The organism is uncultured Veillonella sp. (assembly GCF_915069625.1).
Classification (GTDB): Bacteria; Bacillota; Negativicutes; order Veillonellales; family Veillonellaceae; genus Veillonella.
Map to the genome: position 1 here is coordinate 1 of NZ_CAJZFD010000046.1, position 12,074 is coordinate 12,074.

The 12,074-nt window shown below is 39.9% G+C and carries 11 protein-coding genes; all 11 read left to right on the forward strand.

Translation table 11 applies throughout. The features are described 5' to 3' along the window. The first annotated feature begins 760 nt into the window (after positions 1-760). The gene (locus tag QZ548_RS03800) at positions 761-2,479 is read left to right on the forward strand and encodes an FAD-binding protein (RefSeq protein ID WP_119207237.1); all 1,719 of its coding nucleotides are present in this window, start codon (positions 761-763) and stop codon (positions 2,477-2,479) included. Position 2,480: 1 nt separating this feature from the next. Next, positions 2,481-3,443 carry a succinate dehydrogenase/fumarate reductase iron-sulfur subunit gene (locus QZ548_RS03805; RefSeq protein WP_005385096.1) on the forward strand — a complete coding sequence of 321 codons (963 nt, stop codon included), beginning with the start codon at positions 2,481-2,483 and terminating at the stop codon, positions 3,441-3,443. Continuing rightward, positions 3,443-4,318: a CoB--CoM heterodisulfide reductase iron-sulfur subunit B family protein gene (locus QZ548_RS03810; RefSeq protein ID WP_005385098.1), complete on the forward strand. Its 876-nt coding sequence runs from the start codon at positions 3,443-3,445 to the stop codon at positions 4,316-4,318. The genes QZ548_RS03805 and QZ548_RS03810 overlap by 1 nt, the downstream gene beginning before the upstream one ends. 368 nt (positions 4,319-4,686) lie before the next feature. Next, positions 4,687-5,433 (forward strand): hypothetical protein, encoded by a 747-nt coding sequence (locus QZ548_RS03815; RefSeq protein ID WP_227721527.1) that lies wholly within the window; start codon positions 4,687-4,689, stop codon positions 5,431-5,433. Positions 5,434-5,770: 337 nt separating this feature from the next. Next, the gene (locus tag QZ548_RS03820) at positions 5,771-5,977 is read left to right on the forward strand and encodes a DUF1659 domain-containing protein (protein WP_009352393.1); all 207 of its coding nucleotides are present in this window, start codon (positions 5,771-5,773) and stop codon (positions 5,975-5,977) included. Between the two features lie 235 nt (positions 5,978-6,212). Continuing rightward, a complete protein-coding gene (locus QZ548_RS03825) occupies positions 6,213-6,434 on the forward strand; it encodes a DUF2922 domain-containing protein (RefSeq protein ID WP_009352278.1) in 222 nt (73 codons plus the stop codon). A 161-nt stretch (positions 6,435-6,595) separates the two neighbouring features. Further along, positions 6,596-7,183: a DedA family protein gene (locus QZ548_RS03830; RefSeq protein WP_295868435.1), complete on the forward strand. Its 588-nt coding sequence runs from the start codon at positions 6,596-6,598 to the stop codon at positions 7,181-7,183. 11 nt (positions 7,184-7,194) lie between these two features. Continuing rightward, complete coding sequence (locus tag QZ548_RS03835; RefSeq protein WP_295868437.1) at positions 7,195-8,826, forward strand: glycosyltransferase family 39 protein; 1,632 nt, start codon at positions 7,195-7,197, stop codon at positions 8,824-8,826. Between the two features lie 420 nt (positions 8,827-9,246). Then, the gene (locus tag QZ548_RS03840) at positions 9,247-10,200 is read left to right on the forward strand and encodes an ABC transporter substrate-binding protein (protein ID WP_295868440.1); all 954 of its coding nucleotides are present in this window, start codon (positions 9,247-9,249) and stop codon (positions 10,198-10,200) included. Positions 10,201-10,210: 10 nt separating this feature from the next. Further along, on the forward strand, positions 10,211-10,963 hold the full coding sequence (locus QZ548_RS03845; protein WP_105081744.1) for an ABC transporter permease: 753 nt from the start codon (positions 10,211-10,213) through the stop codon (positions 10,961-10,963). Positions 10,964-10,974: 11 nt separating this feature from the next. Next, positions 10,975-11,748 carry an ABC transporter ATP-binding protein gene (locus QZ548_RS03850; protein WP_295868443.1) on the forward strand — a complete coding sequence of 258 codons (774 nt, stop codon included), beginning with the start codon at positions 10,975-10,977 and terminating at the stop codon, positions 11,746-11,748. The last annotated feature ends 326 nt before the right edge of the window (positions 11,749-12,074 follow it).

Genomic DNA, 12,074 nt, shown 5'->3' on the forward strand with positions numbered 1-12,074 from the left:
TATTATATAACTTATTTATCTATTATCATACCTTATACAACAGGAATGAGCAAAAGATGAATGTATATGCGAGTTTATAAGCCTATTCTTCATGTTTTGAGAGCTTAAAAACGAAGAAAACTTGAAACTTAATGAATTCTGCTAATGAATGAAGATGAACTATATCGAAGATTGCCGTATGCGCATAGATGGACGGGATTTTGCTGATTTCGGCGTATGTGAAAGAAATCACTAAAAAAACTTGTGATAATAATTATCAGAGAGTTAAATACCAATAATAGTTATAGAAATTTGATGATTTTCGATGATTAAATTCGAGGTGGTTTTAGTAGGAATTTAACGGATATTAATTATTATGAACAGTTTGGTGATCTTGTAAAGTCAGTATTAATAAGACTTGTTAAGGGTCTAGCGGAAATAAAAATATACAAAAATTTCGGAACCGAACTACTTTCGTAATATCCTTAACTTCCTGTATGAAATATTCATAAATCTATTTTAAATGGTCATATATAAACAAGGAAAATACTAAGTGAAATAAATTATCAATTAGATTAATCAAAATTAATTATGCATAATAGGGTTTAGACATCACACTAAATGCTCTCTATAATTATATGTAAAGCTATAAGAAAAGTCGCATAAGTATGGGGTTTTTCTTGAAAGAAAAATGATTAGGTTATCAAAAATTTTTATAAGTTTTTGAAATGAGATAGTCTAACAAGTTTTCTTATTAATAGGTAGTTATGAGGAGGTCATTATGGAACAGTTTGATGTTCTAGTAGTAGGTAGCGGTGGTGCTGGTCAACGCGCGGCTCTTGAAGTTGGTCGTCGCAAAGGCTTAAAAGTAGCTCTTATTACTAAAATTTTCCCAACTCGCTCTGCAACAGCAATGGCGCAAGGCGGTGTAAATGCATGTTTGAATAACGTTGCAGCTGAAGATACAATCGAAACTCATACTTTCGATACAGTAAAAGGTTCTGACTATCTTGGCGACCAAGATGCGATCGAATTCTTCTGCTCTCGTTGTCCAGAAGGCGTACTTGAAATGGACCACATGGGTGCTCCATTCTCCCGTACTCAAGAAAACAAAATTGCGCAACGTAACTTCGGTGGTCAATCCTATCCACGTACTTGCTACTCTGCGGATAAAACTGGTCACGTTATTTTGCACACAACTTACGAACAATGCTTGAAAGAAGGCGTACACTTCTTACAAGAATGGTACCTTTTAGATCTTGTTAAATCTGCAGAAGGTCACGTTGGTGGCGCTGTAGTTTGGAACATGAAAGAAGGTCGTGTAGAACAAATTAAAGCTAAAGCTATTATCTTGTCTACTGGTGGTGCAGGCCGTATCTTCTGGACTCGTACTACTAACCCATTCCTTTCCACAGGCGATGGTATGGCAGCAGCGTTCCGCGCTGGTAATGCATTGAAAGATATGGAAATGATTCAATTCCATCCAACTGGTCTTGGTCGTACTGGTATCTTGATGTCCGAAGCGGTTCGTGGTGAAGGTGGTTACCTTCTTAACGCTGAAGGCGAACGTTTCATGAAAAAATATGCGCCTAACAAAATGGAATTAGCATCCCGTGACGTTGTAGCGAAAGCAATCGAAGATGAAATCGCTGCAGGTCGTGGTTTCGGTTCTGGTCTTAACGCATACGTAGTAGCTGACCTTCGTCACTTAGGACCTGAAGTTATCATCGAAAAACTTCATGGTATCCGTGACTTGGCTATGTGCTTCGAACATTGCGATCCATTGACTCAACCAGTACCTATTCGTCCTACATGTCACTATACAATGGGCGGTATCGACGTAGTAGATTACAAAACTTGTGCATGTGAATTGCCTGGTTTGTTCTCCTCCGGCGAAGCTTCTTGTATCTCCATCCATGGTGCTAACCGTTTAGGTGGTAACTCCTTGGCAGACGGCGTAGTATTCGGTAAAGTATCCGGTGCTGGTGCAGCTGACTATGCTGAAACACATGAACAAGTTAACGTAGATGCAGAATTAGCTGCAGCTGCTAAACACTGGGAAGAAAAATTCACTGAAGTAACAACTCGTGAAGGTGGCCGTCCAGTAGTTGAAATCCGCGATGCATTAGCTGATGCAATGTGGAACAAAGTAGGTATCTTCCGTAATGAAGAAGGTATTACTGAAGCATTAAAAGAAATCGATCAATTGATGGAAGATTACAAAACTTGTTATGTAGGTGACCCTGAACGTACTTACAACATGGCATTCGTTAACTATTGTGAAATCGGTTCCATGTTAACAGTAGCTAAAGCTATTGCTATGGGCGCTTTACACCGTCGTGAATCTCGTGGTGCTCATATCCGTGAAGACCATCCAAAACGTAATGATGAAAGATACTTAAAACACTCTTTGATCAAATTGGGTGCTAACGGCGAGTACGAATTGACTGAACGCGACGTAGTGTTCACTAAATACGAACCACAAGAAAGGAAGTACTAAGATGAGACAAATCACCTACCATATTCACCGTTACCAACAAGGTCGCGCGTTTGTACAGACTTTCAAATTCGACTATGAAGCTGACCGTACAATTCTTTGGGGCCTTCAAAAAATTAAAGATACTCAAGATCCAACTTTAACATTCTTGGCAGCTTGCCGTTCCGCAGTTTGCGGCGCTTGCTCCATTCGTGTAAATGGCGAAGCAATGCTTGGTTGCGAAGCTAAAATCGACGAATTAACAGAACGTTATGGTACTGATGAATTGACAATTGCACCTATTGGCAACTTCCGCGTTATCCGTGACTTAGTTGTTGACTGGGAAGCAAAAGTTGATCGTTTGAAAACAGTTGCTCCTTGGATCTTCCTTAAAGCAGAATTCAACGAAGGTGACAAAATCGTTCGCCAAACTCCAGCTGACTTCAAAAAATTCGTTGCTGGTACAGAATGTATCCTTTGTGGTTGCTGCGCATCTGAATGTAACAAATTGACTGCACGTCAAGATGATTTCTTAGAACCATATGTATTCACAAAAGCTAACCGTTTCGTATTGGATAGCCGTGATGATGCACCTATGGCTCACATTCAACCTGCATTCGACAACGGTCTTTGGAAATGTGTTCACTGCATGAACTGTATCTCCCGTTGCCCTAAACACTTAAAACCTGCTCAAGATATTTCCAACTTGCGTAAAGAAGCTACAAAAGCTGGTCTTACTAACAGCAAAGGCGTTCGCCATGCAGTTGCTTTCAAAGACGATCTCTACAAAACTGGTCGCTTGAAAGAAGTTTCTATGAGCTTGAAATCTGATGGTGTTGTTGATTCCGCTAAACAAGCATTCTATGCTTTACGTTTGTGGAAACACAGCAAAATCAATCCATTCGAACTTGTAGTACCTCAAAAACCTGTAAATGGTATTGATGGTGTTCGCAGACTTATGAAAGCAGCTGAGGAGGTAAGCAAATAATGAAATACGCATTTTTCCCAGGTTGCGTTCTTGAAAGCGCTGCCAAAGAAGACTACTTAGCAACAGTTGCTGTAGCTAAAAAATTAGGCATCGAGTTGGAAGAACTTGACGGTTGGACTTGCTGCGGCGCGTCCCACGTTCAAGACATCGCTCCAGAAATTACACTTGCTACAAATGCTCGTAACATTGCATTGGCAGAAGAAAAAGGTTTGAACCTTTTAACTGTATGTAACACTTGTACTTTGATGCTTCGTGAAGCTAAAAACGAGCTTGATAACAACGAAAAAGAAAAGAACGAAGTTAACAAAAAATTAGCTCAAATCGGTAAACAATACCGCGGTACAACTGATATTACTCATTTCTTATGGGTATTAATCCGCGATTACGGTTTGGACAAATTGAAAGCTAAAGTTGTTAAACCTTTAACTGGTTTACGTGTAGCTGAATACTATGGTTGCCATATTCTTCGCCCTCAAACTGAATTGGGCTTCGAAGATTATCAAATGCCTACATCCTTAGCAGATTTGATCTCTGCTATCGGTGCTACACCAATCGACTTCTCCCGTAAACTTGATTGCTGCGGTTTCCATGCTGTATACCCTGCACATGATTCCGTAATGCAAATGACTGGCTCCATCAACAAAGATGCAGCTACAGAAGGCGCAGATTGCGTAGTAACTCCTTGCCCACTTTGCCAAATGCAACTTGATATGTTCCAAAAAGAAGCAAAAGAAGTTGTTGGCGGTGGCAAAGATATGCCAATCTTGCACATGTCCCAATTAGTGGGTCTTGCTCTTGGCATCTCCCCTGAAGAAATGGGCATGCCTAAACGTCACTTAACTGATACTGCAGCAGTGACTAAATTCGTTGGTTAATTCGTTTGATTTAGACATGACCTCAGTTGGTCCTCGTACTGTCTTAAATCTAAACCTATTATCATAATTACCAGAAGAACCCCCTAGCTTAGGCTAGGGGGTTTTTCTTTTGATATCAGGTCATAATTGTAGTATAATAAAAACATTAATTGTATGCACTTATATGAGTAACAACTAATGTGTTGTTACTTTTAATTAATTATAGAGATATATAATCTATTTGAATAAGAATGGATATGAACAAATATGAGGCTATGTGTAATGAGTGCACTTACTTAGCCTAGATGGAGAGTTTTGTATTCAATAATTTAGATTCTGTATAAATGGGAGTATTAGTGTTGTAGAGTGTTATACAAGGGGAGGCCATAATGAATGATATGTTATTAGAATATATCGATCGCATGATTGATCAAGAGAAAGACCATCGTGTTTTTCCTGTAGAGTTTAACGATAAAACCTATTATGTAAAGCAAGATATCAGTAATCGCCGCTCTAGTTGGATTAAACCATCTCCTAGAGCTGCCTTTGATTATGAGTTCTATAAAATATCCTTTATAAATACACAGCTACCTGTAGCGCCTGTAATTGCTGGATTTAGAGAGCATTATTTCGTTACAGAAGGGTCTGGTAAAACATTAACCTATTATAGCGAATTGCCGGCTCAACATCCTGATGATGATAGCTTACAAGATATGGTGACTCATATCTTCTATATCTTTGGTAAAACATTGGGACAACTCCATGACTATGGTTTATCTCATGGGCGCCCTGCCATGAGAGATATTACCTATGATCCTGATACAGATAAGATTACTTTGTTAGATTGGGAAAATGGCCGTCGTTGGCCTGAATTAACAGCGCAAGGTTGGGATTTGCTGATCTTCGTTCACAGCTACTTGCGTGAAGATAATTTGCCGATTTCTTACCTATATGCCATGATGAATGGTTATAGCTCTGCTCGTACGGCTCGAGATACTGTATTACATGTGAAAGATGTTTTACGTAAACACGAATGTCTCTTTAAATTCTGTCGTATGTTAAATCCATTACACTTTGTGGATACAGAAGCAGCCGTTAAAGCCTATGACTTTATGTTGGCATTGAAAACCGAATAGTGTTGAATTTAAGTGTTTTAACATACTGGTACTATTGCTAATGGTCCTTTATAGTGTTTATAGACCTTTACTGTTCCTAGTTATATATAGCTAGGAACAGTAAAGGTCTTTTTATATTTATAAGGACCTTATTGCTTTAATACTGCTGTAAGCTTAATGAAATATATGTTGTTACTTTTGTATCTATATAGCTGTTATAAGAAGTATATAGTTACCGCTATAAGTACAGAGTTAGAGTCGTAGTTCCCAAACTTTCACAATGATTACCGTAATTACTCTAGAGGGGGTTGTCGAGAGGGGCCCTCAGGAATATAAGAGGGTGAAAGGAGGTGATACGATGGCTAACATTAAACGCACAAAATTGGTATTGCGCTTTAACATCGGCACCGAAGATGCGCCGAAGTACAAAGACGTAACCTATACTCGTGTTGCAGAAGAAGCGTCCGACGATAATGTGAAAACCGTTGGTAATGCGCTGGCAGCCTTGTATGACCACAGCTTGTCCGACGTGGTCCGCGTCAATGAAGTATCCTTAGGACATTAATCACAATGATTAATTACTTTTGTAGGTGATCCAAACACATCCTTATTGCTGATTTTATATACCTATAAATAGTCGTAACAGGGTATAGAAATCGCAAGTCCACACATTCCCATCCTTATTGATATGAATCGTAGATAGACATATTTGATCTTAGAGGAACTATATAATTCCAACGATTGCCTCGTTCTATCTAGATTTGAGAACTTGTTTATGAAACGTGAAAGGAGGCGCCCACATGGCGGAAAAACGCGTTGTATATCTTACATTTTCTACGGTCGGTGGTAAAAGCACATCAGTCACAATTAGTGCTCCTCGTGCTGGAATTACTTTACAAGATGCTAAAACAGCGGCTAACGCGCTAGTAGCTAACAAAGTAATCCTTGGTTCTGGTGATGCAGAACTAGCTGCATTTACTACGGCTCGTGAAGTAACAACTCAAACTACTGAATTGCAATAATCGTATACAGTTAAATAGTAAAAAGGCTTTCACCTGTGGTGAGGGCCTTTTTATTATGGTAAAATATAAGGTATACCGAATAGGTATGATAACAATGAAAATGCTATGTGCAAAATTTTGTACATATGGAACCCATATGGGAATTTAAAAGGGGTAAAACAGTGGAATATATTATTTCGTTCATGGAAACGTATGGCTATGCAGCCATGTTTATTGCAATGGTTCTGGAAAATGCTAACATTCCTATTCCTAGTGAAATCGTCCTTGGCTTTGCAGGATATCTAATCGCTCAAGGTATATTTGATCTACATACGACTATGGTTGTAGGTATTTTAGCAGGGATTGTGGGCTCTATTTTATCCTACTGGATGGGTGAGTACGGTGGACGTCCACTCCTTTTGAAATACGGTAAATACATATTCTTTAATGAACATAAATTTGAACTCGCTGAAAAGATGTTTAATAAATATGGTGGGGCTGCGGTATTCTTTGGCCGTTTGTTGCCAGGTGTTCGTACGTTCATTTCCTTCCCGGCTGGTATGGCTCGTTATCCTATGTGGCATTTTGTCATTTGGACAGTACTCGGTACGATTCCTTGGACAATCCTTCTCGTTTATTTAGGAAAAGTGCTTGGTGAAAATTGGAAGGATCTAATCCAATACAATCATGAGTTCTTGATTATTATGATTGTTGTATTCGTTATTATAGCTGCTGTGTTGGGCTTTAAATACTATCGCAATCGCCGATAAGGAGGCCCTTTATGAAACTTTCACGATTAACACCAGTCGTATTCATTGTATGGCTCGTTTTTTATTTGTTTGGCAATAATATGTTGCCTGTTACCGATCCTGTTGAATCCAACTATGCGTTAACGGCTAAAGAAATGGTTCTCTCTGGGGATTGGTTGTCACCTCAAATTTATGGTACCTATTGGTACGATAAACCAATTATGATTTACTGGCTCATCGCCCTTGGATTTAAAATCTTTGGTATCGCCGATTGGGTAGTTCGTTTACCAAGTGCTATCTTTGGGGCCTTGTCAGTGGCAACAATGTATCAATCGATGCGCACTATGAGCGGCAAGTGGGCCCTCGGCTTAATTGGGGCCGCTGTACTTGGTACATCCCTTATGTTCTGGACCGTAGCCCATGGCGTTATTACGGACATGGTGCTGCTGTATACAACAATCATGGTTATGATCTATTCCTATAAGGGGATGGTGGAACAGAAACCGCATGCTATGATTGTGGCCTATATCTTTGCGGCCCTCGGGGTGCTCACGAAGGGGCCAGTTGCCCTAGTATTACCGGGCATGATTTTGCTCGTCTTTGCTGGTATCAATCGCTCTTGGTCGATGGTGAAAGCCATCTTTGATTGGCGTGGCATCCTTGCCTTTTGTGTAGTCTGCTTACCGTGGTATGTGTATATGTACAGCGTTCACGGTCAGGATTTCATCAATGGCTTCTTAGGGCTACACAATGTAACACGGGCCACACAATCTGAACACCCTGAAGATAATGTGTGGTGGTATTATATCGCCATCTTCCTAGGTGCTTCTCTGCCGTGGACCGGTGCCGTTATTTATGGTATTATCGATGGCTTTAAACAACGACATACCGGTTTTATCTATAATATGACTTGGGGCGTAGGCATTCTTTTATTCTATACCTTAATGGCTACAAAATATCCTTTATATACATTCGTCAGCTTAGTTCCATTTAGTGCTATTGGTGCTATGGGCGTTATGAAGATTATACGTAAAGGTAAATCGAGAGCTATAAAATGGGTTATTATGGGGCCTACATTACTCTTATGGATCGCTTACGTTGCGGGCTCATTCTTCGCACCGTGGGGCTTCTATTTCTTGCTCTATGTTGTGGTGGCTGTAGCCGTACTCCTTTTATTCCACGCATGGTATACGAAAAAAGGGTATCGCCTTGTTAGTATTATTGTCCTAGGTACTATGGTTATTTCCTCCATCGTTGTTGTGGAAGGTTTAGAACCATTTGTTAAACAGCGTAGTAATGTCGATGTAGTGCCCGTAGTAGACTCTTATGATGGTGATATCTATTACTACAATGGGTATAGTACAGCTGCTGTATACTATACAGGTCATAAGATTATTAAGATTAATGGTGATGAAAGCCGTTGGGATGATCGAGATAAATTGAAAAAACGCAGTGCTGAATGGTCCAAGAAATACCTTATGGAACAAGTTGACGAAGAGGAGTTCAACAAGATTATCGCGTCTGGTAAACCTGTAATGTTAATCGTTCCAAAAGGAGAGATTAAGCACTTCCGTCAATCTTCTATTTATTCAAATGTATCTGAATCTAGCGAAGCAGGTACATCCGAGGTATATGTATTAAATAAAAAGTCTTTCTTCAAGTAAATATATACATATGCGATATCAGTAAATATATAGAGTATAACTAAATATATATGAAATAACTTAATACAATGTGTGAATAACGCGCATATAGAAACAGGTAGTATCTGATGGATACTACCTGTTTTGTATTTCGTGAGTATCTTTTGTTTGTTTTGCTAGTAGCTACTAGCTATTAGCTAGTATGCTTATTGTTATATGTGTAGTAGACTGCCTATATTGATACTTTTCGCACCTAAATAATAATACCTACAATATTACTGTGTTTTATTGACAGAATTAATACATATTGTTATAGTAGGGTATAAATAAAGTTTGAAAACGAGGTGTTCTAAAACCATATTTCATCTAGGTTTTAGAAATGTGCGAGAAATGACATGTGTCAAAAACGCCCCTTGTTATGAGGTAGAAAGAGGGGAAGTTATGAAGAAGACTTGGTATCTAATCATCGGAGTGGTTCTCTTGGTTATTGGCTGCATAGCCTATGGTTATCATGAACACCATAAACCAAAGACGGCACAAGAATTAAAGACTGTACGCGTAGCCTATTTACCAATTACTCATGCATTGCCAGTATTCGCTACAAAAGAGCTGGAAACGGCAGATGGTCCTGTTCATGTAGAGCTTGTTAAATATGGATCTTGGCCAGAGCTTATGGATGCGTTAAATACTGGTAAGGTAGATGCCGCAGCTGTTCTTGTTGAACTTGGTGTAAAGGCTCGTGAACAAGGCATTGATGTCCGTGCTGCTGCACTTGGTCATACAGAGGGTAATATTATTATCGTCAATAAGGATATTAACTCCGTTCAAGACTTAAAAGGCAAATCCTTTGCTATCCCTCATAAACAATCTACTCAAAAAGTTCTCGTGGATTGCATGCTTGAAGAAGCGGGTCTTTCTGAAAAAGATGTACAAATCGTAGAAATGAGCCCTCCAGAAATGCCTTCTGCTCTATCGGTAGGTCAAATTGCTGGGTATAGTGTAGCCGAACCATTTGGCTCTCTAGCCCTTGAAATGGGAACTGGGAAGGTCTTCGAAGATCCTGACCATCTCTGGCATGATAATATTTGCTGTGCCCTTGTGTTTAATGGTCAATTCGTCGATGAACATCATGACTTGGCAAAAGCTTTCACCAAGGCCTATCTCGATGCAGGTAAATACCTAGATGAGCATCCAGAGTCCCAAAAAGAAATTGCCTTAAAATATTTAAAGTTTAAGGATCCTATTATTGAACGTTCCTTACAAGTGATTGGGTTTAAAGATTTAGCCCTTACAGAGGACCGTTATAATGCGCTTGTGCATCATATGACACATATTGATTTAATCAAAAAAGTGCCGACCTATTCAGAGTTTGTAGATACATCATTGTTACCATAGGAGGGGGACCATGAAGAAATATACATATGTGCCGGGCTCATTTATCGCAGCTTGGCTAATTTGGGAGTTAATCGTTCGCCTCGGCGGTTTTAACGAAGCGCTATTGCCAACGCCGTATAAGGTGTTGGTCGGCTTTGGTGAACTCATTGGAGACGGTGTCCTCTTTAAGGATATTGCAGATAGTTTAGTACGGTTCTTCATTGGTTACATCATTTCTGTTGTGGCTGGTGTATTCTTCGGCCTTATCTTGGGGTGGTATAAGGGGATTTGGAACTACATCAATCCAATCGTTCAAGTCATTCGACCAATTTCTCCTGTGGCGTGGTTGCCCTTTATCGTTCTCTTCTTCGGTATCGGCCAAGCACCAGCTATCGTTATCATCTTTATCGCAGCATTCTTCCCGGTGCTATTGTCCACCGTGTCTGCTATTCAAAATATTGACCCTGTGTACATCAAGGTAGCGCGCAACTTTGGTATTAAACAGCCAGAACTGTTATTTAAAATCGTATTACCTGCCGTATTCCCAGGCATTGCATCGGGTCTTCACATCGCTCTCGGTACGGCGTGGATCTTCCTTGTAACAGGTGAAATGGTAGGCTCCCAAACAGGCCTTGGCTTCCTCATTATCGATATGAGAAATAACTTGCGTAACGATCTCTTGATGGTAGCCATTTTGACCATCGGTTTCGTTGGGCTTTTACTCGATTGGGGCGTGTCCTTCATCGAAAAATGGATTTACAAACGTTGGGGTATTGAGAAATAGGAGGTGGCCTCATGGGTTACATTTCGGTGCGTAATGCACACAAGGAATTTATGAAAGATGGGGAACCACTCACCATTCTTGAAGATATTAATCTAGATATTGAAAAGGGTGAGTTTATTTGCCTCCTAGGCCCTTCTGGTTCCGGTAAAAGTACGCTATTAAATGCTATAGCAGGCTTTGAGCTCGTTACATCTGGTTCCATTACTATCGACGGTGAAGAGGTGAAAGCGCCTCAACTCAGATATGTAACGGTATTCCAAAATTATGGCTTGTTGCCATGGCGTACGGTGGAAAGCAATATTGAGCTAGGTCTTGAAAGTAAAAAGGTGCCTAAAGAAGAGCGTCCTGCTATCATCGATAAATACGTGAAAATGGTAGGGCTTGATCATGCTCGTAATCGCTATCCTGCAGAACTATCTGGGGGCATGCAACAACGTGTATCCATTGCCCGTGCACTAGCGGTGGATCCAGATATTATCTTTATGGATGAACCACTAGGCGCTCTTGATGCGTTGACACGCATCAACTTGCAAGACGAAATCTCTCGCATCTGCCGTGAAGAAGGCAAAACTGTTGTATTTGTTACCCACGATATTGAAGAAGCCGTAGTCCTAGCAGACCGCGTTGTGGTACTAGCGGCAAACCCGGGACGTGTACAAACTGTCATCCCTGTAAATATCATCGATAGAACCGACCGCACATCGGCATCCTTTGTTAATATTCGAAACCACATCTTTGAACAATTCCAATTGGCAAAAGAAGACAAAATCGAGTTCTATATTTAGTTGTTATGGTGTATACTATAAGAAGCTAAAGATTGTAAGTGCTCCACTGAGTGCACAAAAGAAACCACCTAGGGACTGCGATATATCTAGGTGGTTTCTTTAATTATAATGGACAAAATTCTAAAATAATGTATACTATAAGTAGCTAAAAGAGTAAGGAGTTCCATTAGTGTACACCTTAAAAGAACCACCCAAGTATTTCGACGTCCTTGGGTGGTTTTTTACTTATCTGATAACGGAGATAACCCGATGCTCATCACCATTTAAAATACCTATCGAGCAATTTACAAATGTAGTAGCTAATTACATTCGTCATAATAGGTATT

Bases quoted from the DNA above. Each gene is read 5' to 3' on its own strand.
- QZ548_RS03820 (WP_009352393.1), top strand. From the start codon at position 5,771: ATGGCTAACATTAAACGCACAAAATTGGTATTGCGCTTTAACATCGGC.
- QZ548_RS03835 (WP_295868437.1), top strand. From the start codon at position 7,195: ATGAAACTTTCACGATTAACACCAGTCGTATTCATTGTATGGCTCGTT.
- QZ548_RS03815 (WP_227721527.1), top strand. From the start codon at position 4,687: ATGAATGATATGTTATTAGAATATATCGATCGCATGATTGATCAAGAG.
- QZ548_RS03825 (WP_009352278.1), top strand. From the start codon at position 6,213: ATGGCGGAAAAACGCGTTGTATATCTTACATTTTCTACGGTCGGTGGT.
- QZ548_RS03800 (WP_119207237.1), top strand. From the start codon at position 761: ATGGAACAGTTTGATGTTCTAGTAGTAGGTAGCGGTGGTGCTGGTCAA.
- QZ548_RS03850 (WP_295868443.1), top strand. From the start codon at position 10,975: ATGGGTTACATTTCGGTGCGTAATGCACACAAGGAATTTATGAAAGAT.
- QZ548_RS03810 (WP_005385098.1), top strand. From the start codon at position 3,443: ATGAAATACGCATTTTTCCCAGGTTGCGTTCTTGAAAGCGCTGCCAAA.
- QZ548_RS03805 (WP_005385096.1), top strand. From the start codon at position 2,481: ATGAGACAAATCACCTACCATATTCACCGTTACCAACAAGGTCGCGCG.
- QZ548_RS03840 (WP_295868440.1), top strand. From the start codon at position 9,247: ATGAAGAAGACTTGGTATCTAATCATCGGAGTGGTTCTCTTGGTTATT.
- QZ548_RS03845 (WP_105081744.1), top strand. From the start codon at position 10,211: ATGAAGAAATATACATATGTGCCGGGCTCATTTATCGCAGCTTGGCTA.